At 64.8% G+C, this 22,707-nt stretch carries 18 protein-coding genes; 15 read left to right on the top strand and 3 right to left on the bottom strand.

The features are described 5' to 3' along the window. Window positions 1-46: 46 nt before the first annotated feature. The 7 genes from DM373_RS07180 (at window position 47) to DM373_RS07210 (ending at window position 10,321) form a co-directional block, all read left to right on the top strand. Window positions 47-1,453 carry an amino acid permease gene (locus DM373_RS07180; RefSeq protein WP_110992868.1) on the top strand — a complete coding sequence of 469 codons (1,407 nt, stop codon included), beginning with the start codon at window positions 47-49 and terminating at the stop codon, window positions 1,451-1,453. Window positions 1,454-1,974: 521 nt separating this feature from the next. Beyond that, on the top strand, window positions 1,975-2,766 hold the full coding sequence (locus tag DM373_RS07185; protein ID WP_110992869.1) for an enoyl-CoA hydratase/isomerase family protein: 792 nt from the start codon (window positions 1,975-1,977) through the stop codon (window positions 2,764-2,766). Between the two features lie 36 nt (window positions 2,767-2,802). Beyond that, window positions 2,803-3,963, top strand: a complete 1,161-nt coding sequence (locus DM373_RS07190; protein WP_110992870.1) for an acyl-CoA dehydrogenase family protein — start codon at window positions 2,803-2,805, stop codon at window positions 3,961-3,963. Between the two features lie 13 nt (window positions 3,964-3,976). Then, window positions 3,977-6,076 (top strand): acetate--CoA ligase family protein, encoded by a 2,100-nt coding sequence (locus tag DM373_RS07195; protein WP_110992871.1) that lies wholly within the window; start codon window positions 3,977-3,979, stop codon window positions 6,074-6,076. 10 nt (window positions 6,077-6,086) lie between these two features. Then, window positions 6,087-7,694 (top strand): 5-guanidino-2-oxopentanoate decarboxylase, encoded by a 1,608-nt coding sequence (locus tag DM373_RS07200; RefSeq protein WP_110992872.1) that lies wholly within the window; start codon window positions 6,087-6,089, stop codon window positions 7,692-7,694. A 28-nt stretch (window positions 7,695-7,722) separates the two neighbouring features. Further along, window positions 7,723-8,913 carry a pyridoxal phosphate-dependent aminotransferase gene (locus DM373_RS07205; RefSeq protein ID WP_110992873.1) on the top strand — a complete coding sequence of 397 codons (1,191 nt, stop codon included), beginning with the start codon at window positions 7,723-7,725 and terminating at the stop codon, window positions 8,911-8,913. Further along, the gene (locus DM373_RS07210) at window positions 8,906-10,321 is read left to right on the top strand and encodes an aldehyde dehydrogenase family protein (RefSeq protein ID WP_110992874.1); all 1,416 of its coding nucleotides are present in this window, start codon (window positions 8,906-8,908) and stop codon (window positions 10,319-10,321) included. Before DM373_RS07205 ends, DM373_RS07210 begins: the two co-directional genes overlap by 8 nt. 145 nt (window positions 10,322-10,466) lie before the next feature. On the opposite strand, the gene DM373_RS07215 is transcribed toward DM373_RS07210, so the two are convergent. After that, complete coding sequence (locus DM373_RS07215; RefSeq protein ID WP_110992875.1) at window positions 10,467-10,901, bottom strand: RrF2 family transcriptional regulator; 435 nt, start codon at window positions 10,899-10,901, stop codon at window positions 10,467-10,469. Window positions 10,902-11,089: 188 nt separating this feature from the next. Here DM373_RS07215 and DM373_RS07220 point away from each other — a divergent pair, with 188 nt between their 5' ends. From DM373_RS07220 to DM373_RS07255, 8 genes are all read left to right on the top strand, one after another. Continuing rightward, the gene (locus DM373_RS07220; protein WP_110992876.1) at window positions 11,090-12,691 is read left to right on the top strand and encodes an ABC transporter substrate-binding protein; all 1,602 of its coding nucleotides are present in this window, start codon (window positions 11,090-11,092) and stop codon (window positions 12,689-12,691) included. Between the two features lie 28 nt (window positions 12,692-12,719). Next, a complete protein-coding gene (locus DM373_RS07225) occupies window positions 12,720-13,679 on the top strand; it encodes an ABC transporter permease (RefSeq protein WP_110992889.1) in 960 nt (319 codons plus the stop codon). A gap of 2 nt (window positions 13,680-13,681) precedes the next feature. Continuing rightward, on the top strand, window positions 13,682-14,509 hold the full coding sequence (locus DM373_RS07230; RefSeq protein WP_110992877.1) for an ABC transporter permease: 828 nt from the start codon (window positions 13,682-13,684) through the stop codon (window positions 14,507-14,509). Between the two features lie 2 nt (window positions 14,510-14,511). After that, window positions 14,512-16,146 carry an ABC transporter ATP-binding protein gene (locus DM373_RS07235; protein ID WP_110992878.1) on the top strand — a complete coding sequence of 545 codons (1,635 nt, stop codon included), beginning with the start codon at window positions 14,512-14,514 and terminating at the stop codon, window positions 16,144-16,146. A gap of 9 nt (window positions 16,147-16,155) precedes the next feature. Beyond that, window positions 16,156-16,863 carry an NAD(P)H-dependent oxidoreductase gene (locus DM373_RS07240; RefSeq protein WP_110992879.1) on the top strand — a complete coding sequence of 236 codons (708 nt, stop codon included), beginning with the start codon at window positions 16,156-16,158 and terminating at the stop codon, window positions 16,861-16,863. Between the two features lie 525 nt (window positions 16,864-17,388). Next, on the top strand, window positions 17,389-18,492 hold the full coding sequence (locus DM373_RS07245) for a polyamine ABC transporter substrate-binding protein (protein ID WP_110992880.1): 1,104 nt from the start codon (window positions 17,389-17,391) through the stop codon (window positions 18,490-18,492). Between the two features lie 36 nt (window positions 18,493-18,528). After that, window positions 18,529-19,947, top strand: a complete 1,419-nt coding sequence (locus DM373_RS07250) for an aminotransferase (RefSeq protein ID WP_110992881.1) — start codon at window positions 18,529-18,531, stop codon at window positions 19,945-19,947. Continuing rightward, a complete protein-coding gene (locus DM373_RS07255) occupies window positions 19,944-20,816 on the top strand; it encodes a LuxR C-terminal-related transcriptional regulator (protein ID WP_110992882.1) in 873 nt (290 codons plus the stop codon). Before DM373_RS07250 ends, DM373_RS07255 begins: the two co-directional genes overlap by 4 nt. 245 nt (window positions 20,817-21,061) lie before the next feature. Here the strand turns inward: DM373_RS07255 and DM373_RS28680 are convergent, their stop codons facing one another. After that, window positions 21,062-21,259, bottom strand: coding sequence for a hypothetical protein (locus DM373_RS28680; protein ID WP_157966816.1), 198 nt, complete (start codon window positions 21,257-21,259; stop codon window positions 21,062-21,064). 964 nt (window positions 21,260-22,223) lie between these two features. After that, a partial coding sequence (locus tag DM373_RS28685; RefSeq protein WP_157966817.1) for a hypothetical protein occupies window positions 22,224-22,707 on the bottom strand: 484 nt, incomplete at its 5' end.

Below are 22,707 nucleotides of genomic sequence, written 5' to 3' on the forward strand. Positions count from 1 at the left end.
CAGCCGCTGCACACGCGGCCCTAAAGGCTTATTGGAGATAACAATAATGAAAGGCCGTAAAGCTGAAGGTATCCAACTCACACGGGCATTGAAGAGCCGGCACATCTTCATGCTCTCGCTCGGCGGCGTGATCGGCACCGGGCTGTTCATGGGCTCGGGCGTGACCATCAACCAGGGCGGGCCGGTGGGCGCGATCCTGGCTTACCTGGTGGCCGGTTTCCTGATGTACCTGGTGATGGTCTGCCTGGGCGAGCTGTCGGTGCAGATGCCGGTGTCCGGCTCGTTCCAGGCCCATGCGACGAAATTCATCGGCCCCGCCACCGGCTTCATGATCGGCTGGGTGTACTGGATGAGCTGGGCCACCACCGTGGGCCTGGAGTTCACCGCCGCCGGCATGCTGATGGAACGCTGGTTCCCAGGCGTGCCGATCTGGTACTGGTCGGCGCTGTTCGTGGCGGTGCTGTTCGGCATCAACGCGCTGGCTACCCGTGCCTTCGGCGAGGCGGAATACTGGTTCGCCGGCATCAAGGTGGCGGCGATTCTCGGCTTCATCATCGTCGGGGTGCTGGTGATCTTCGGCGCCATCCCGCTGACCAGCGGGGCACCGGCGCCAATGATGAGCAACCTGATCGGTGAGTCACTGTTCCCCAACGGCCTGTCGGCGGTGTTCGCCGTGATGATGACCGTGGTCTACGCCTTCCAGGGCTGCGAGATCATGGGCGTGGCGGCGGGTGAAACCGACCAGCCGGAAAAGAGCATCCCGCGGGCGGTGCGCAACGTGGTGTTCCGCGTGCTGATCTTCTATGTGCTGGCCATCGTGGTGTTGTCGGCGATCGTGCCCTGGCAGCAGGCCGGGCTGATGGAAAGCCCGTTCGTGCAGGTGTTCGACATGGTCGGCATCCCCTATGCGGCGGACCTGATGAACTTCGTGATCCTCACCGCGATCCTGTCGGTGGGCAACTCGGGGCTGTATGCCTCCACCCGTATCCTCTGGGCGATGTCCAAGACCGGCATGGCGCCCAAGAGCCTGTCGCCGCTGAGCAGCCGAGGCGTACCGCTGCGCGCGCTGTTCATCACCCTGTGCTTCGCGCTGGTCTCGCTGATGACCAGTTTCGTTGCGGCGGACACTTTGTTCATGGTGCTGATGGCGGTGAGCGGCATGTCGGGGACGGTGACCTGGATCGTGATTGCCCTGGCGCAGTACCGCTTCCGCCAGCAGTTCCTGCGCGAGGGCGGGCAGGTGAGCGACCTCAAGTACCGGGCGCCGCTGTACCCGCTGGTGCCGTTGCTGTGCATCACCCTGTGCAGTTCGCTGTTCGTGTTCTTGGCGATGGATGAGACCCAGCGGCCTTCGTTGTATTGGGGCTTTGGGTTTATTGCGCTTTGTTATGCGGCGTATTTCGTGGTGCAGCGTCGGCGCCAGGGGGGGGTGGTGGAGGTGCCGGTGGTTTGAGGGGGGTGGTAGGTGTTCGCCGGCGAATTAGGTGAGGGCACACCAGGTGCCCGCCGGTGATTTTGCAGCGCCTATGAGATCGAGCGCCGCCCGCGCGGCGCATCGCGGGACAAGCCCGCTCCCACATCTGTTTCGGGCCAGTCTTTCCTGTGCCATCACCTGGTCCGCCTTGTTGGTACGACGCGGTTTTGGTGTGGTCGCTAACGTTGCTTCACATGACTCAAGACATGCACCAAGGCGGGCAGCGGTACTTTCACAGGACTCATTGGCCCGAAACAGATGTGGGAGCGGGCTTGTCCCGCGATGCGCCGCGCGGGCGGCGCTCGATCTTGAGAACACTGCAAACCTTTCGCCATGCACCTCGCAGCCCAATCGCGATCCTGCTCTTCCCCAGATTCCCCACCACTTGTTCGAAGTTGTAACACCGCCTTCTCCCCCAATTGCCTCCTTGTTGAACACTCGTTTAGCATGAGCCTCAAGTCACCCACCCTCAGCACAATCACAACAATCCGAGGCCCGTCATGACTGCTCCGTCGTCCCTACTCATCCAGGTTGAAGCCGGCGTCGCCTGGATCACCCTGAACCGCCCCGACCAGCGCAACGCCCTGGACATCCCGACCCTCAAACACCTGCACGCCACCCTGGAAGCCTGCAACAGCGACCCAGCCGTGCGCGTGGTGGTGCTGACCGGCACTGGCCGCAGCTTCTGTGCCGGTGCCGACCTTGCCGAATGGGCCGAGGCCGAAGCCCGCGGCGCACTGGAAACCTACGGCTGGACCGAAACCGCCCACGCCCTGATGCAGTGCCTGCACAGCCTCGACAAACCCACCATCGCCGCCATCAACGGCACCGCCGTCGGCGCCGGCATGGACCTGTCGCTGTGCTGCGACCTGCGCCTGGCCGCGCAATCGGCCCGCTTCAAGGCCGGCTACACCAGCATGGCCTACTCGCCGGACGCCGGCGCCAGCTGGCACCTGCCACGGCTGATCGGCAGCGAACAGGCCAAGCGCCTGCTGTTCCTCGACGAACTGTGGGGCGCCGAGCGTGCCCTGGCCGCAGGCCTGGTGGGTGAAGTGGTCGCCGACGAGCAACTGGCCACGGCCGCCGCCGAACTGGCGGCGCGCCTGGCCCAGGGCCCGACCTTCGCCCATGCCCAGACCAAGCGCCTGATCCGTGACGGCGCCCAGCGCAGCCTGGCCGAACAGCTCAGTGCAGAACTGGCCGCCGGCCTGCTCTGCGGGCGCAGCGAAGACGGCGCCGAGGCCTTGCGCGCCGCCAGCGAAAAACGCGCGCCACGCTTCATCGGCAAATAAGCACTCCCTCTTTCTCCGGTTAACCAGGAACAGGCCATGAATTTCCAACTGACCCAAGAACAAGAAATGTTGGTGGATGCCGTACGCAGCTTCGTCGCCAAGGAGCTGCTGCCCCATGAAGAGGCCGTGGACCGCGCCGATGAAGTCTCTCCCGAACTCGCTGCGCAGATCCGCGGCAAGGCCATCGCCGCCGGTTTCTACGCCTTCAACATGCCCGAGGAAGTGGGCGGCGGCGGCCTCGACTACTTGTCCCAGGCGCTGATCGAGCGCGAGCTGTCGAAGGTCTCCTGGGCGCTGCACGTGTTCGTCGCGCGGCCCTCGAAGATCCTCATGGCCTGCACCGGCCAGCAGATCGACGACTACCTGCTGCCGTGCATCCAGGGCGAGAAGATCGACTGCTTCGCCCTGACCGAGCCGGGCGCCGGCTCCGACGCCAACGCCATCAAGACCCGCGCCCTGCGCGAGGGCGACGACTTCGTGCTCAACGGCAGCAAGCACTTCATCAGCCATGCCGGGCACGCCGACTTCGCCATCGTCTTCGCCGTCACCGACACCTATGAGCACAACGGCCGCAAGCGCAACGCAGTGACCGCCTTCCTGGTCGACCGCGACACCCCGGGCATGACCATCCGCCGTGGCCCGAAATGCGTGAGCAACCGTGGCTACCACACCTACGAGATGTTCTTCGACGACTGCCGGGTGCCGGCCAGCAAGGTGCTCGGTGAAGTCGGCAAGGGCTGGGAAGTGGCCAACGCCTGGCTGACCGCAGGCCGGGTGATGGTCGCCGCCAACTGCGTCGGCCAGGCCCAGCGCGCGCTGGATGCGTCGCTGCAATGGGCAGCCGACCGCAAACAGTTCGGCCAGGCGATCGGCAGCTACCAGGGGGTGTCGTTCAAGCTGGCCGACATGGCCACGCAGATCCGCGCCGCCGAGCTGTTGACCCTGCACACCGCCTGGAAGATGGACCAAGGCAGCATGACCGACGGCGAGGCCGGCATGGCCAAGCTGTTCGCCAGCGAAGTGCTGGGCAAGGTGGCCGACGAGGCCGTGCAGATCTACGGCGGCATGGGCCTGATGGACGAAGGCCCGGTGGAGCGGATCTGGCGCAACGCGCGGATCGAGCGGATCTGGGAAGGCACCTCGGAGATCCAGCGCCACATCATCTCCCGCGAACTGCTGCGCCCGCTGCTGCGCTGACCGGAGCCTCGCCATGTCCAACGCCATTCGTGACAACCTCAAGCGCCTGCTGGCGCCCCGGCACCTGGCCTTCATCGGCGGGCGCAGCATGGCCCGCGCACTCAAGCGCTGCGCCGACGGCGGCTACCAGGGCCAGCTGTGGCTGGTAAACCCGCAGCACGACCGCATCGACGGCGTGCCGTGCGTGCGCAGCGTGGCCGAGCTGCCCTGCGCGCCGGACGCGGTGTTCATCGCCACCAACCGCGAACTGACCCTGGCCTGCGTCGCCGAACTGGCCGCCAAGGGCGCGGGCGGGGCGATCTGCTATGCCTCGGGCTTCGCCGAAAGCGGCGCCGAAGGCCAGGCCCTGCAACAGCAATTGCTGACCGCCGCCGGCGACATGGCCCTGCTCGGGCCCAACTGCTACGGCCTGCTCGACTACCTGCACAGCGCCGCCCTGTGGCCCGTGGCCCACGGCGGCAAGGCGGTGGACAAGGGCGTGGCGGTGCTGACCCAGAGCGGCAACTTTGCCTACAACCTGTCCATGAGCGACCGTTCGCTGCCGGTGGCCTACATGGCCTCGGTGGGCAACCAGGCACAGCTGGGCATCGCCGAACTGATGGACGTGCTGCTCGACGAGCCACGGGTCACCGCCATCGGCCTGCACCTGGAAGGCTTGAAGAACGTGCCGGGCTTTGCCCGCGCCGCGCACAAGGCGCTGGAAAAGGGCATCCCGATCATCGCGCTGAAGACCGGCGTGTCGCAGATTGGCGCTGAGCTGGCGCTGAGTCATACCAGCTCGCTGTCCGGCTCCGACGCCCTCTACGACAGCCTGTTCGAGCGCCTTGGGGTGATCCGCGTCAGTGGCCCGGTGAGCTTCGTCGAAACCCTCAAGGCCGCCGCCTGCGGCAACCTGCCCAAGGGCGACAGCCTGATCGCCCTGGCCTGCTCAGGCGGGGACGCCGGGCTGATCGCCGACTACAGCGAAAGCAACCAGCTGCGCCTGCCTGCCCTGGACAGTAGTCAGGTCGACGAACTGGCCCAGGTGCTGCCGGCCTACGCCAACCTGGTCAACCCGCTGGACTTCACCACGGCGATCTGGGGCGACGGCGAGGCCAAGCAGCGCATGCTCGACAGCGCCCTGCGCAGCGGCGCCGACGCGGCCATGCTGGTGCTGGATTACCCCGCCGAGTTCACCGGCGAACGCAAGGAATGCGACCTGCTGCTGGGGCTGTTCTGCGAGGCGCTGCAGCGCCACGGCAAGACCGGCTTCGTCACCTCGGCCTTCCCCGAACTGCTGCCGGCCAGCGCCCGCGAGCGTTTGCACGCGGCCGGCGTACCGGCCCTGCAAGGGGTGGAAGATGGCCTGGCGGCCTGGGGACGGGTGGCCCGCTATGGGCAAAAACGCGAGGCGTTGCTGGCCCTGGGCGAGTCGGCGCTGGTGCCGCTGTGCCCGCAGGCACTAAGCGGTGACAGCCATCTGCTCAATGAGTGGGAGTCCAAGCAGGCCCTGCGTGGCTTTGGCTTGCCCGTGCCGAACGGCGTGTTGAGCAGCCCGCAGCAGGCGCTGGCCGATGCGCGCACGGTAGGCTTCCCGCTGGTGCTCAAGGCCGTCAGTGCGCAGTTGCCGCACAAGACCGAGGCCGGCGCCGTTGCCCTAAACCTGGGCGATGAAGCGGCCTTGAGCCGGGCGCTGGAACACATGCGCACGCGCATCGCCGCCTACGCACCCGGCGTCGTTTTCGATCAGGTGCTGCTCGAACCCATGGCCAGTGCACCGCTGGCCGAGTTGATCGTCGGCATCAAGCGCGAGCCGGATTTCGGCCTGGCGCTGGTGATCGGAGCCGGCGGCATCCTCGTCGAGCTGCTCAAGGACAGCAAGAGCCTGCTGTTGCCGACCACCGACGGCGCCATCCGCAACGCCGTGCTCGGCCTGCGCAGCGCCGCCTTGCTGCAGGGCTTTCGCGGTAAACCCGCAGCGGACCTGGACGCGCTGGTGGCGGCCATTCGCGCGGTGGCCGACTACGCCTGCGAGAACGCCAACCAGCTGCTGGAGCTGGATGTGAACCCATTGATGGTCGGTGCCACCGGCACCACCGCGGTCGACGCCTTGATCCGCCTCGGCCAGGCGTGAGGATTTGAACATGACGAACAACACACTGACCGGTGGCCAGGCGCTGGTGCGCCTGCTGGCCAACTACGGCGTCGACACCGTCTTCGGCATCCCCGGCGTGCACACCCTGGAGCTGTACCGCGGCCTGCCCGGCAGCGGCATCCGCCATGTGCTCACCCGCCACGAGCAGGGCGCCGGCTTCATGGCCGACGGCTATGCGCGGGTCAGCGGCAAGCCGGGGGTGTGCTTCATCATCACCGGCCCCGGCGTGACCAACGCCGCCACCGCCATTGGCCAGGCCTACGCCGACTCGATTCCGCTGCTGGTGATCTCCAGCGTCAACCATACGGCCAGCCTGGGCAAAGGCTGGGGCTGCCTGCACGAGACCCAGGACCAGCGCGCCATGACCGCGCCGATCACCGCGTTCTCGGCGGTGGCCCTCAAGGCCGAGGACCTGCCGGAGCTGATCGCCCGCGCCTATGCGGTATTCGACAGCGAACGGCCGCGCCCGGTGCATATCTCGGTGCCGCTGGATGTGCTGGCGGCGCCCGTGGCGCGGGACTGGAGCTTTGATGTGGTGCGCCGCCCCGGGCGCGGCCCGGCGAACCTTGCAAGCGTGGCGCTGGCGGCCAGCAAACTGGCGGCGGCCAAACGCCCGATGATCATTGCCGGTGGTGGTGCGCTGGGCGCTGCGGCCGAGCTGCAACTGCTGAGCAAGCGCCTGGCCGCGCCATTCTTCACCAGCGTGGCCGGCAAGGGCCTGGCGCCACTGGACTCACCGCTCAACGCCGGCTCCAGCCTGTGCGTCGAGCCCGGCTGGGACCTGATCGCCCAGGCCGATGTGGTGCTGGCGGTCGGTACCGAAATGGCCGACACCGACTTCTGGCGCGAGCGCCTGCCGTTGAACGGCGAGCTGCTGCGGGTGGATATCGACCCGCGTAAGTTCAACGACTTCTATCCCTGCGCGGTGGCGCTGCATGGCGATGCCCGGCAGACCGTGGCTGCGTTGCTCGAACAGCTGCCGGACAGCGTGCGCGATGCCACTGCGGCCAGCGCGTCGGTGGCCACGCTGCGCAGCGCCGTGCAGGCCAGCCACGGCCCGTTGCAGGCGCTGCACCAGTCCATCCTCGAGCGCATCGCCGCCGAGTTGCCGGACAACGCCTTCATCAGCACCGACATGACCCAGCTGGCCTACACCGGCAACTACCTGTTCAACAGCCGGGCGCCGCGCAGTTGGCTGCACCCGACCGGCTACGGCACCCTCGGCTACGGCCTGCCGGCGGGCATCGGCGGCATGTTCGCCAGCAACGAGCGCCCAGGCCTGGTGTTGGTGGGCGACGGCGGCTTCCTCTATACCGCCCAGGAACTGGCCACCGCCGTCGAAGAGCTGGACCGCCCGCTGGTGGTACTGCTGTGGAACAACGACGCGCTGGGGCAGATCCGCGACGACATGCTCAACCTGGATATCGAGCCCATCGGCGTGCTGCCGCGCAACCCGGACTTCGCAGGCCTGGCCCGGGCGTTCGGCTGCACGGTCGCCCAGCCGCAAAGCCTCGATGAACTGCAACGGGACCTGCGCGGCGGCTTCGCCCGCAACGGCGTGACCCTGATCGAGCTCAAGCACGCCTGCGCGCGCTGAGCCCATCCCGCACAACAGGATACTTGCCATGCGTTTTTCTTCCCTGACCCAACGGATCGCCGGTGACGGCGCTGCCGCCTGGGAGATCCACTACCGCGCCCTGGCCATGCTCGAGCAGGGCCGCGACGTGCTGCTGCTGTCGGTGGGCGACCCGGATTTCGACACGCCGACGCCGATCCTCCAGGCCGCGATGGACAGCCTGCAGGCCGGCAACACCCACTACGCCGACGTGCGTGGCAAGCGCAGCCTGCGCGAGGCCATCGCCCGGCGGCACCGGCAGCGCAGTGGCCAGGCGGTGACGGCCGACCAGGTGACGGTGCTGGCGGGGGCGCAGTGCGCGCTGTTCTGCGTGGCCCAGTGCGTGCTGGAACCGGGCGATGAAGTCATCGTCGCCGAGCCGATGTATGTCACCTACGAAGCCGTCTTCGGTGCCTGTGGGGCGAAGGTGGTACCGGTGCCCGTACGCCCGGAGCATGGCTTTCGTGTGCAGCCCGAGGATGTGGCCGCGCGAATTACCCCGCGTACCCGCGCCCTGGCGCTGAACAGCCCGCACAACCCCTCCGGCGCCAGCCTGCCGCGCAGCACCTGGGAAGCCCTTGCCGAACTGTGCATCGCCCACGATCTGTGGCTGATCAGCGACGAGGTGTACAGCGAGCTGCTGTTCGACGGTGAGCACATCAGCCCCGGCAGCCTGCCGGGCATGGCCGAACGCACGGCGACGCTCAACAGCCTGTCCAAGTCCCATGCCATGACCGGCTGGCGGGTGGGCTGGGTGGTGGGTTCACCGGCCTTGGCCGGGCACCTGGAGAATCTGGCGCTGTGCATGCTGTACGGCTCGCCGGACTTCATCCAGGACGCCGCGGTGGCTGCGCTCGAGCAGCCACTGCCGGAGCTCGAAGCGATGCGCGAGGCCTACCGTCAGCGCCGCGATCTGGTCTGCGCGTGCCTGGCGGATTGCCCGGGCGTGCGCGCGCTCAAACCCGATGGCGGGATGTTCGTGATGGTCGATATCCGCGAAACCGGGCTCAGCGCGCAGGCGTTTTCCAACCGCCTGCTCGACCTGCATGGGGTTTCGGTGCTGGCCGGTGAGGCCTTCGGCCCGAGCGCGGCCGGGCATATTCGCCTGGGCCTGGTGCTGGGCGCAGAGCCTTTGCGCGAAGCCTGCCGGCGTATCGTGCTGTGTGCCGGCGAGCTGATGGAGGCGCAACGCAATGCGTGAGTACAGCCGTTTGTTCATCGATGGCCGCTGGCAGCAGCCGCTGGGGCAGGGCATGGCCGAGGTGATCGACCCGGCCAGCGAAGCGGTCGCCGGCAAGGTGCCGCTGGGTAACGAAGCGGACGTGGAACGGGCGGTGCAGGCGGCACGCCGGGCGTTTGCCGACTGGTCGCGAACGCCCTCCAGCGTGCGCGCCGGGTACATTCGTGCCCTGGCCGACCAGCTCAAGGCCCGCGCCGACGAGATGGCCGCGGTGATCACCGCCGAGCTGGGCATGCCGGTGCAATGGTGCCGGCCAGTGCAGGTGGACGGGCCCATCGCCGGGCTTGAGCAGTACATCGAGCTGGCCGGGTTGATGGACGAAGTGCGCGAGGTCGGCAACTCGCTGGTGTACCGCGAGGCGGTGGGCGTGTGCGCGTTCATCAACCCGTGGAACTACCCGCTGCACCAGATGATCGGCAAGCTGGCGCCGGCCTTGGCTGCCGGTTGCACCGTGGTGGTCAAGCCCAGCCAGGAAACGCCGCTGCATGCCTTTGTGCTGGCCGAGATGATCGAGGCCATCGGCTTGCCGGCCGGGGTGTTCAACCTGGTCAGCGGGCCGGGGTCGAAAGTGGGCGAGGCATTGGCGCGGCACCCGCAGGTGGACATGGTCTCGTTCACCGGCTCCACTGGCGCAGGTGTGCGCGTATCCCAGGCGGCGGCGCCGACGGTGAAGCGGGTGTGCCTGGAGCTGGGCGGCAAGTCGCCGCTGCTGATCGGCGCCGATGCCGACCTGGACGCGGCAGTGCGTTATGGCGTGCAGGACGTGATGATCAATTCGGGGCAGACCTGCACCGCGCTGACCCGCATGCTGTTGCCGGCGTCGCGCTATGCCGAGGCGTTGGACATCGCGGTGGACGAGGTGCGTGGGCTGGTGATGGGCGACCCGCAGGATCCGCGCAGCTTCCTTGGGCCGATGTGTTCGGCGGGGCAGCGGCGCACGGTGCAGGAGTACATCCGTGTCGGGCAGGAGGAGGGCGCACGGCTGCTGTGCGGTGGTGAAACGGCGCCGGGCTTCGAGCGCGGGTTCTATCTGCCGCCGACGCTTTTTGCCGATGTCGACAACCGTATGCGCATCGCCCAGGAGGAGATCTTCGGGCCGGTGCTGTGCCTGATTCCTTATGCCGACGAGGCCGAGGCGATCGCCCTGGCCAATGATTCGCCGTTCGGGTTGTCCAGCGCGGTGTGGGCCGGTAGCCGCGACAAGGCGCTGCAACTGGCGCGGCAGCTGCGCGCGGGGCAGTGCTTCGTCAATGGTGGGGCGTTTAACTATCAGGCGCCGTTTGGGGGGTACAAGCAGTCGGGGAATGGGCGCGAATGGGGGGAGGAGGGGTTGGCTGAGTTTGTCGAAGTGAAAGCGATCCAGCTCTGAGGGCCTCATCGCGGGTCAAGCCCGCTCCCACGAGGTAGTCCACTGTGGACTACTCCCAAAGGTTGGATTGGTGTCCAACTTCTTGGGGTAGTCCACAGTGTGGGAGCGGGCTTGCCCCGCGATCTGGCGCAGAGCGCCAGCGCTATCAGCCAACCTGCTCCTGCGGCGTATCAAACGCCACGAACAACTGATCCGCGGTGATCGTCCCCAGATCCAGGCGCATGTTCTGCTCCAGCATCGCGAACAACCGGGTGAACACCTCGAACACCTTGCAGTGATCCTCCATCCCGGCAAACGGGTTGTCGATCTTCTCGGCGATCAGCGAGCTTTCCTGCACCGCGTCATACACCTCGCGCAGGGTGATCTGCTGCGGCGGGCGGGCCAGGGTCACGCCGCCCTGGGCGCCGCGGTACGAAGTGAGGATATCGGCCTTGACCATCTGCGACACCAGCCCGCGCACGCGGGTGGGGTGCACTTTCACCCACTTGGCGATGGTCTCGGTGCGCAGCTTCTGCGGGGCATTGGCCGCCACGAACGAGAGAATGTACGAAGCCGTGATCAGGCGGGTCGACTGGCTCATGGAGGAAGTGGCTCCCTGCGAAAACGCTCATGTTACACGATGAAAATTGCCCTGCTTGGGCCCCTTGGAAAACAGCTTGTCGTGCCGCTAATGTATTTGTTACGGTAACAATTACAAATAATACACAGCTTCTACGCACTCCGCTTTGACCGAACAACAATTCCTTGCGGTTCAACAGGGGCACATGCATGAGCGATAACAACAAGAACAGTCCTCAGGCCATTCTCGACGGCGGTTTGCCGCGCCGGGACTTCCTGAAATACAGCGCCGCCGCGGCGGCCATCGCCGGGGCGTTTTCCCTCGGCCTGCCGCTGAACGGGCATGCTGCCGAGGCCACGCCAAAACCCGGTGGCACCCTGCGCCTGGGCCTGGCGGGGGGCAGCACCACCGACTCCAAGGACCCGGGCTCCTGGGTCGACACCTTCACCTTCATCGGCTTCTCGGCGGTGTACAACACCCTCACCGAAATCGCCGTGGACGGCACCGCCATCCCTGAACTGGCCGAGCGCTGGGTATCGAGCCCGGACGCGAAGGCCTGGACCTTCACCCTGCGCCAGGGCGTGACCTTCCACAACGGCAAGACCCTCACCGCCGACGATGTGGTCGCCTCGATCCAGCACCACCTGGGCGAAAAATCTACCTCCGCCGCCAAGACCGTACTGGGCGATGTCGCCCAGGTTCACGCCAGCGCCCCCGACACCGTGGTGTTCGAACTGCACTCGGGCAACGCCGACTTCGCCTACGTGGTCGCCGACTACCACCTGGTGATCATGCCCGCCAAGGACGGCCTGGCCGACTGGCAGGCCGGCATCGGCACCGGCGGCTACCGTATCAAGGGCTTCGAGCCGGGCGTACGCATGGACCTTGAGCGCAGCCCCGACTACTGGAAGCCGGGCAGGGCGCACTTCGCCAGCGCCGAACTGCTCGCCATCGCCGACGGCGCCGCGCGGGTCAACGCGCTGGTGACCGGCAAGGTCGACGTGATCAACAAGGTCGACCTCAAGACCGTGGCCTTGCTCAAGCGCAACCCGAAGCTGGTGATCGAGGAAACCAAGGGCGCCCAGCACTACACCTTCCCGATGCTCACCGACAGCGCACAGTTCAAGGACAACAACGTGCGCCTGGCCCTCAAGCACGCGGTCGACCGCGAGGCGCTGCTGGCCTCGGTGCTGTATGGCTACGGCCAGGTCGGCAACGACCATCCGCTGCAGCCGGCCAACCGCTTCATCAACCCGGCCCTGGAACAGCGCGCCTACGACCCGGACAAGGCGCGCTTCTATCTGCGCCAGGCCGGCATGGACAGCCTCAAGGTGCGCCTTCAGGCCTCCGATGCCGCCTACAGCGGCGCGGTGGATGCCTCGGTGCTGTTCAAGGAGCAGGCGCGCCAGGCCGGGATCGACATCGACGTGGTGCGCGAACCGGCCGATGGCTTCTTCTCCAATGTCTGGATGAAACAACCTTTCACCACCTCGTTCTGGTACTCCAGCCTGACCGCCGACCGCATGTTCAGCATCGGCTATGCCAAGGGCGCGGCGTGGAACGAGACCCACTGGGACAACCCGCGCTTCAACCAGCTGCTCAACGCCGCCCGCGGCGAAATGAACGAGACGCTGCGCCGCGAGATGTACAACGAGATGCAGGCGCTGTGCCGCGACGATGGCGGGGCGATCGTGCCGCTGTTCGCCAGCTCCGTGGCCGCACGCTCGAGCCGGGTGGTGCATGGCGGGCAGACCGCACCCTACGGCGAACTCGATGGCCTGCGGGTGATCGAGCGCTGGTGGCAGGCCTGAACTTCGCGTGCGTTGAAGGAGTGCAATGGTGAATACCCTTGGCAAGTTACTGATGCAGCGCCTGGCCCTGGGCCTGTTGTCGCTGTTCGCGGTGTCGGTGGTGATCTTCCTGGCTGTCGGCATGCTTCCGGGCGATATCGCCCAGGCCATGCTCGGCCAGTCGGCCACCCCGGAAACCGTGGCGGCGTTCCGCGCCCAGCTGGGGCTGGACCTGTCGCCCGTGCAGCGCTTCGTGCAGTGGGCCTGGCGCCTGCTGCACGGCGACCTGGGCGTGTCGCTGGCCAACCAGCGGCCGATCGTCGAGCTGGTCGGTGCGCGGCTGGGCAACACCTTCAGCCTGGCCCTGCTGGCGGCGCTGTTCTCGGTGCCCACCGCGTTGCTGCTGGGCATGCTCGCGGCGCTTTACCGCAACAGCTGGTTCGACCGGTTGCTGAACACCGGTGCGCTGAGCGCGGTGTCGTTCCCCGAGTTCTTCGTCGCCTACATCCTGATCCTGGTGTTCGCGGTCAAGCTCGAATGGCTGCCGGGCATCTCCAGCCTGGCGCCGGGTGCCTCGCTGGGTGAGGTGCTGCAGGTGTCGCTGCTGCCGGTGGCGACCCTGAGCCTGGTGGTGATCGCGCAGATGATGCGCATGACCCGCGCCTCGCTGATCAACCTGCTGGCCAGCCCCTACATCGAGATGGCCCGGCTCAAGGGCGTGTCGCCTGCGCGGATCATCTTCAGGCACGCCTTGCCCAACGCCCTGGCGCCGATCGTCAACGTGGTGGCGCTGAACCTGGCGTACCTGGTGGTGGGCGTGGTGGTGGTGGAGGTGGTGTTCGTCTACCCGGGCCTGGGCCAGTTGCTGGTGGACTCGGTGGCCAAGCGCGACATCCCGGTGGTGCAGGCCTGCAGCCTGATCTTCGCCGGCACCTACATCCTGCTCAATACCGGCGCCGACGTGCTGTCGATCGCCAGCAACCCACGCCTGATGCACCCGAAGGGGTAACCATGAGCCTGATCACACCTTTGCTGCGCGCGCCCCTGAGCGCCAAGTTCGGCCTGCTGGTGATCGTCGCCTACCTGCTGGTGGCGGTGTTCGCGCCATTGCTGGCGCCCTACGGCGAAACCCAGGTGGTGGGCGAGGGGTTCGCGCCCTGGGGCCCGGAGTTCCTGCTGGGCACCGATAACCTCGGCCGCGACATGTTCAGCCGCCTGCTGTACGGCGCCCGCAATACCTTGGGCATCGCTTTTCTGACCACCACCCTGGCGTTCCTGCTGGGCGGCCTGTGCGGGCTGGTCGCGGCCATCAAGGGCGGCTGGATCGACCAGGGCCTGTCACGGGTGGTGGACATCCTGATGGCCATCCCGCAACTGATCTTCGCCTTGCTGATTCTCAGCGTGGTCGGCACCACGGCCACCTCGCTGGTACTGGTGATCGCGCTGCTGGATGCCACCCGGGTGTTCCGCCTGGCGCGGGCGGTGGCCATGAACGTGGTGGTGCAGGACTTCGTCGAGGCCGCGCGGCTGCGCGGCGAGGGGCTGTGGTGGCTGGTCAGCCGGGAAGTGCTGCCCAACGCCGCGGCGCCCTTGATCGCCGAGTTCGGCCTGCGCTTCTGCTTTGTCTTCCTGTTCATCAGCGCCTTGTCGTTCCTCGGCCTGGGCATCCAGCCGCCCACCGCCGACTGGGGCAGCATGGTGCGCGACAACGCGGTGCTGATCACCTTCGGTGACGTCAGCCCGCTGCTGCCGGCGCTGGCGGTGGCGTTGATCACGGTGAGCGTGAACTTCGTCGTCGACTGGGTGCTGCACCTGTCCAGTGGCCTGAAGGAGTGCTGAGCATGAGCCAAGACACCTTGTTGACGATCCGCGACCTGCGTATCGAAGGGCATTACGAAAACGCCTGGCACCCGCTGATCAAAGGCATCGACCTGACCCTCGAACGCGGCGAGGTACTGGGCCTGATCGGTGAATCCGGGGCCGGCAAGTCCACGCTGGGCCTGGCCGCCATGGGCTATGTGCGCGACGGTTGCCGGATCACCGGCGGCAGCGTGTGCTTCGATGGCATCGAGTTGCTCCAGGCCAGCGCCGACACCCTGCGCAAGCTGCGTGGCCTGCGCATCGCCTATGTGGCACAGAGCGCGGCGGCCTCGTTCAACCCGGCGCACCGGCTGATCGACCAGCACGTGGAAACCGCCGTGATCAACGGCGGCATCGACCGCGCCCAGGCCGAAGCCGAGGCGGTCGAGCTGTACCGCATCCTGCGCCTGCCCGACCCCGAGCACATCGGCCAGCGCTACCCGCACCAGTTGTCCGGCGGCCAGTTGCAGCGAGTGATGACGGCGATGGCCATGGCCTGCCACCCGGACCTGATCATTTTCGACGAACCGACCACGGCGCTGGACGTCACCACCCAGATCGAAGTGCTGGCGGCGATCCGCGATGCGGTGAAGACCTTCGGCAGTGCCGCGCTGTACATCAGCCACGACCTGGCGGTGGTGGCGCAAATGGCCGACCGCATCATGGTGTTGCGCCATGGCAGCCTGGTGGAAGAGGCGCAGACCCGCACCATGCTCAGCGCACCGCAGCAGGCCTACACCCAATCGCTGTGGGCGGTGCGCAATTTCCATACGTCCGCCAAGGCTTGCCCCAGCCATGAACAACCGCTGCTGGAAGTGCGCCAGGTCGATGCCAGCTATGGCCATCAGCCGGTGCTGCACGATGTCTCGCTGAAGCTGTATCGCGGCCAGACGCTGGCGGTGATCGGCGAGTCCGGCAGTGGCAAGAGCACCACGGCACGCTTGATCAGCGGCCTGCTGCAGCCGACCTCGGGCCAGGTGCTGTATGAGGGGCAAGCGCTGCCGGCGGACTATCGCCAGCGCAGCAAGGAGCAGTTGCGGCGTATCCAGATGATCTATCAGATCCCCGACACCGCGCTCAATCCACGCCAGCGCATCGTCGACATCATTGGCCGGCCGCTGAGTTTCTATCTGGGGTTGAAGGGCAAGGCGCTGCGTGAGCGGGTCGCCGAGTTGCTGCGGATGATCGACCTGGAACCGGCCAAGTACATGGACCGCCTGCCACGCGAACTGTCCGGCGGGCAGAAGCAGCGGATCTGCATTGCCCGGGCGTTGGCGGCCGAGCCGCAACTGATCATCTGCGACGAAGTGACCTCGGCCCTCGACCAACTGGTGGCCGAGGGTGTGCTCAAGTTGCTCGACCGCATCCAGCGCGAGCTGGGCGTGGCCTACCTGTTCATTACCCACGACGTCGCCACCGTGCGCGCCATCGCCGACGAGGTGCTGGTGATGCAGCGGGGCAGGGTGGTCGATCACGGCAGCCGCGAAGCGATCTTCCGGCCGCCGTACCGCGACTACACCGGCTTGCTGTTCTCCTGCGAGCCGGAAATGGACCCCGACTGGCTCGACCGATTGCTGGCGGCCCGTAAATCTGAATCTGTCCTGGAAACCGTTTAAGGAACCTCCATGAAAGTACTGATCGTTCATGCTCATCCCGAGCCGCAATCCTTCACTGCCGCACTGCGCGACCAGGCGGCCGAGACCTTCCGCGCCCAGGGCCATGAGGTGCAGGTGAGTGACCTGTACGCGATGGGCTGGAACCCGGTGGCCAGCGCCGAAGACTTCAGCCACCGGGAAAACCCGGAGTACCTGGTGTATGCGCTGGAGCAACGGCTGGGGGTGAAGAGCGGGTCCATCGCGGCGGATATCCAGCAGGAGCTGGACAAGCTGCTGTGGGCCGACCTGCTGGTGCTGAACTTCCCGATCTTCTGGTTCTCGGCGCCGGCGATGCTCAAGGGCTGGATCGACCGGGTGCTGGTGTCGGGGGTGTGCTACGGCGGCAAGCGTTTCTATGACCAGGGCGGGTTGGCGGGCAAGCGGGCGCTGGTCACCGTGACCCTGGGCGGGCGTGAGCACATGTTTGGCGAAGGGGCGATCCACGGGCCGCTGCAAGACATGCTGCGGCCGATTCTGCGCGGCACCTTGGCCTATGTCGGTTTCGAGGTGCTGGAGCCGTTCGTGGCGTGGCATGTGCCGTATATCAGCGATGAAGCGCGCAAGGAGTTCCTGCGCAGTTACCAGCAGCGCCTGGAGCAGCTTTCGGATGATCTGCCGATGACTTTCCCGCGCCTGGAGCAATTCGACGACGCGCTGTATCCCTTGGCGCAGCAATAGCCGCGCGCACCGAGAAATTGCGCCATGCCAACAGGGCGGACAGCGGAGATGTCACAGGAGTGACTGGCCCGAAACAAACTGTGGGAGCTGGCTTGCCAGCGATGCGCCGCGCGGGCGGCGCTCGATCTTGAGGGCGCTGCACATCTGTCGCCATGCACCTGGTGGCCTCAACGCAACCCCAAGACAAGCACATGGGTGTCACACTGTTGGCCCTGGCAAATCGGGACTCAGTAATGGCCTCCAGGTGTATGCCGGGATATCGGGTCAGGGCCACCAGGTGTTCGCCGGTGTTCCTGCAGCGCTTATGAGATCGAGCGCCGCCCGCGCGGCGCATCGCTGGCAAGCCAGCTCCCACAGTTTGTTTCGGGCCAGTCATGCCTGTGACATCTCCGCTGTCCGCCCTGTTGGTTCGACACAAAATCGCATCGCCCCCACCCATTCGGGTTATAGCCCCCACCCGCAATCCCCCCGATAGTTACCCCATCCGCTCACCCGAGCCGATCCTGATCACACGATGGAGTTGCTATGCGCAAGGCATTCAAGGTGATTTCCAGTCTGTTGCTGTGCTGTACCGCCACCGCCACCCTGGCCGGCGAGGCGGACAACGGCAACACACTCAGGTTGTACAACTGGACCGACTACATCGGCGAAAACACCCTCGCCGATTTCGAGAAGCAGACCGGTATCAAGGTGATCTACGACACCTTCGACGGCTACGAAACGGTACAGACCAAACTGCTCACCGGCCGCTCCGGCTACGACCTGGTGATGCTCAATGCCTCGCTGGTGCCGCCGTTGATCAAGGCCAAGGTGTTCCAGCCGCTGGACAAGGCCAAGCTGCCCAGCTGGGCCAACCTCGACCCGCACGTGCTGCAGAGCATGCAAGCCTACGACCCCGGCATGGTCTATTCGGCGCCCTACACCTGGGGCAGCTCGGGCATCACCTACAACGTCGACAAGATCAAGCAGCGCATGCCCGACGCGCCCATCGGCTCGCTGGCCATGCTGTTCGACCCCAAGATCGTCTCGCGCTTCGCCGACTGCGGCGTGACCCTGATGGACGCCCCCAGCGAAGTCATTCCGCTGGCCCTCAAGTACCTCGGCAAAGACCCGAAAAGCGCCGCCCCCGCCGACCTGAAGGCGGCCCAGGACCTGCTGCTGGGCATCCGCCCGTTCATCAAGAAGTTCGATTCGGTGAACTACCTCACCAGCCTGCCCAACGGCGACGTGTGCATGGCCCTGACCTGGTCCGGCGACTACGCCACCGCCCAGGCCCGCGCGGTGGAAGCGAAGAAGGACATCAACCTGGCGTTCTTCATCCCCAGGGAAGGCTCGCTGATCTGGTTCGACAGCCTCTACCTGCCCAACGACGCGCCCCACGCCGCCAACGCCCACCGCTTCATCGAATACCTGCTGCAACCCAAGACCATGGCCGAGGTGACCAACTACATCCACTACGCCAACAGCAACGCCGCCGCCACGCCGCTGGTACAGGCCGATATCCGCAATGACCCGGCGATCTACCCGGACGACCAGACCCGCGAGCGCCTGTTCACCCAGAAAGCCCAGGACCCCCAGGCCATGCGCGCCATCACCCGGGTCTGGAGCACGGTCAAGACCGGCATCTGACACCTTTCACCGTATCGCTTCGACAAGGAACCGCTCATGGCTACCCCCATTCGCAAGCTGGCCGCCACCGTTGACAACCAACACCTGGTGCAGGCCGACAAGGCCCACTACATGCACGGCTACCATATGTTCGACGAGCATGCCGAGCAGGGCGCGCTCAACATCCAGGCCGGCGAAGGCGCCTATATCCAGGACACCGAGGGCAACCGCTTCCTCGATGCCGTCGGCGGCATGTGGTGCACCAACATCGGCCTGGGCCGCGAGGAAATGGCCCTGGCCATCGCCGACCAGGTGCGCCAACTGGCCTATTCCAACCCGTTCTCCGACATGGCCAACCCCAAGGCCATCGAGCTGTGCGAGAAACTCGCCAGCCTGGCGCCGGGCGACCTCAACCATGTGTTCCTCACCACTGGCGGCTCCACTGCGGTGGACACCGCCTACCGGCTGATCCAGTACTACCAGAACTGCCGCGGCAAGCCGCACAAGAAACACGTGATCGCCCGCTACAACGCCTATCACGGCTCCACCTGCCTGACCATGTCGATCGGCAACAAGGCTGCCGACCGGGTGCCGGAGTTCGACTACGCCCACGAGCTGATTCACCACGTGTCCAACCCCAACTTCTACCGTGCCGCCGACGACATGGACGAGGCCGAGTTCCTCGACTTCCTGGTGGCCGAGTTCGAGGACAAGATCCTCTCGCTGGGCGCCGACAACGTTGCCGCTTTCTTCGCTGAGCCGATCATGGGCTCGGGCGGGGTGATCATCCCGCCCGAAGGCTACTTCCAGCGCATGTGGCAGGTGTGCCAGACCTACGACATCCTGTTCGTCGCCGACGAAGTGGTGACCTCGTTCGGCCGGCTGGGCACCTTCTTCGCCTCCGAGGCCTTGTTCGGCGTTACGCCCGACATCATCACCACCGCCAAGGGTCTGACCTCGGCCTACCTGCCGCTGGGTGCCTGTATCTTCTCCGAGCGCCTGTGGAAGGTGATCGCCGAACCCGGCAAGGGCCGTTGCTTCACCCACGGTTTCACCTACAGCGGGCACCCGGTGTGCTGCGTGGCGGCGCTGAAGAACATCGAGATCATCGAGCGGGAAAACCTGCTGGCCCATGTAAACGATGTCGGCAGCTACCTGGAGCAGCAGTTGCAGACCCTGGCCGACCTGCCGCTGGTGGGCCAGGTGCGCTGCATGAAGCTGATGGCCTGCGTCGAGTTCGTGAGCAACAAGCAGACCAAGGCGCTGTTCCCCGATGAAGTGAACATCGGCGAGCGTATCCATGTACGGGCCCAGGCCAAGGGCTTGCTGGTGCGGCCGATCATGCACCTGAACGTGATGTCGCCGCCGCTGATCATCACCCACGCCCAGGTGGACCAGATCGTCGACACCCTGCGCAGCTGCATCCTCGATGCTGCGCGGGAGCTGGCCGAACAGGGCCTGTACCACGGCCAATGACCCACCTGCAGCCACAGGTGCGCGCCCATGCCCCGGCCGGTAGACTGCGGGGCATGAGCCGAGCACACGAAAACACCACAATAAACCTGCCGTTTCATGCCTTGCAGCAATGGCACGCAGCCCTGCAACAGGCCTTCGCCCACAGCGAGGGCCCGGACGCCTTGGCCTGGCTGGCGGCTGCCATCAGCCAGCTGGTGGGCGCCGAGTCGATGCTGATCAGCCTGGAGCGCAAGGCCCAGGCGCCGCAGCTTTTGTACCAGCAGGGTATTCCGGCCCGTTACCACGAGGCGGTGCTGGAACGCTATTTCGCCGCCGGCTACCTGCTCGATCCCTTCTGCTTGGCGGTGCAGAAGGGCCTGGCCCAGGGGTTCTACCACCTTGAGGACATCGCCCCGGACAATTTCTTCGACAGTGACTACTACAAGGCCTACTACCTGGGGACAGGTTGCAGCGAGGACAGCTACTTCATCGTCGACCTGGAGAATGACAGCAAGATTTCCCTCAGCTTGTTCCAAGGCTGCAGCGGTGCCCGGCTGGGTATCGAGCAACTGCACCTGTTGCAGGCGGTCGAGCCGATGGTGCGCGAGCTGCTGCTGCGCTTTGCCCGGCACGGGCTGGCGCAGCAGCCGGAGGCCAAGGGCAGTGTGCAGGCCGCGTTCGACAGCTTTGGTTGCGGAGTGCTGACCGAGCGTGAGCGGGAAGTGGCGCAGATGGTGCTGCAGGGGCATTCGGTGAAGTCCACCGCCCATGAGCTGGGGATCTCGCCGGAGACGGTGCGCATGCACCGCAAGAACCTGTATCTGAAGCTGGAGGTCAATTCGCAGTCGGAGTTGTTTGCTCAGTTCATAGAGTGGTTGCGGCGGGGGTGAGCGGCGCGCATTGACGTGGTTTCTGGGCGGACACCTCTGCCGCCCCAGCTGACTCAAGCCTTACGCCAAGGCTGGCGCCGGTACTTTCACAGGAGTAATTGGCCCGAAACAGATGTGGGAGCTGCGGTTCGCCGCTGCGACTTGCCAGCGATGCGCCGCGCGGGCGGCGCTCGATTTCCCAGGCGCTGCAATTGTGTCGACGCACGCTTGGTGGCCCACCGGGGCTGGCGTCAGGGCATCCAGTGTTACAGCCATTTATTGCCCAGATGGTGACAGTGGTACCAGGCCATGGCATCGAAGGCTTGGGGTTTGACCTCGGTGTGCCATCGCGGGTCTTGGTCGAAATCGTATTCGCGCAAGCTCCAGTCTGGCTGCTTGTGCAGACGGATCGGGCCGTTGCGCTGAGCCCGGGCGACCGGTACAAATTCTAGTTGTCCGCCCACTTACCGCTCAGTTTAAATACGCACCCTTCAGACACTCCCCAGTAATGAAGAGCAAAAGCTATCAACAATAGCAATGAGTTTCCGTACATGACCAGCAATACTACAAATGAGAGCTTTTTATTCTTGAACGCAAAAACCAACCTGTAAACCTCAAGCAGTCCAAACACAGAGTTGAAGTCGATGCCTTTTTTTTTTGGCGTAACGCGACATATAAATTACCGTGCACACGCCGGTAATAAATGCACAATAAAATGCAAATTCCTTGTAATAATAAATAGCATCACACATCGAACTACCTCAGAATGGCACATTAATGCTTGGGTTGAGTGGCGACTTAGTTTTCAGCCCAATACCTGTGTAGATGTCTGACCTCGTAGCGGCTTGCGTAATTTCTATGCTCAATATTCCTAAATCCAACGCAATCCCGCCTGCGGCGGGCAATGCTTTGCCGGTAGCATGCAAAGTGCAAGCAGAAACTTTCTTGCAACGTCAATTCAATCACACATACACAATGAACTCCGTACCCCTTCGCCTCCGCGTAGGCAGCAATTAGAGTGAAAGAATAAATCTGTCCTTCTCCCTGCTCGCCCCTAAATGGGAGCAGGCAAATTGAATCTGCTCCATTTTTGAGCCCCCTTAAAAGCGTCGCGCTCCGCCGCTACCTTTCAGGTTCTTATATTTATAATACAGCCGACCCCCTTGGCATAAGATATTAAAAAGCTCATTCCTACAGCCAGTGCTGCCCCACCCAGAATAGCTGATAAAATCACAACTGAAAGTCTCTTGCTCTCAAAGTTAAACACCCTTCTATATAGCTCAAACAAGCCAGGAAACGTACTCATGTTGACCCCATTCTTCTTGCAGTAAAAATTGGCATACAGCGCAGACAGGCCAATCCAGAAAAATGAAAGCCAAAATATCAAATACGCCAACTTGCTAAGATTTTCACACATAAACAAACCCATTACTCGATCGGGACAAAAACATTCGGACTCAATGGCAGCTCCAATTCTGGCCCCGCCCCTGCTCCCAACCCTAAGTAGACCTCTGGATACGTTGAAGTCTGGCCAATTTCCACAACAAAAATCCCCATATTTATCCCCAGTCCCAGATTTGATTTCAGCGGCTTCGCGTCAGGATCTAGTAATTTTAACCCGCAGCTTGCTGATATCCGAGTACCAACCGAGGCCATAGGAAAACTATACTGGGCACCAAAACCTGAAACTTCATTAACACTTGCTCCTACTGATACTCCTGGACCGAGTGCTGCTGTAGCGGACGTCCTGCACTCGGCAGTCGCTATCGGTTTGGGCGGTGGTGGTGCCATCGCTCTGGCAATTGCTTCAGGCGTTTCGCCATTCTTCATCATATGAGTACCCAACGAAACACGCTCCTGCACGCCCGGCATGTTGGCAAACGGTGCATCCCACAGTCCCAATGGGTCCGCG

It is taken from the genome of Pseudomonas sichuanensis (genome assembly GCF_003231305.1).
In the GTDB taxonomy this organism is placed as follows: Bacteria; Pseudomonadota; Gammaproteobacteria; order Pseudomonadales; family Pseudomonadaceae; genus Aquipseudomonas; species Aquipseudomonas sichuanensis.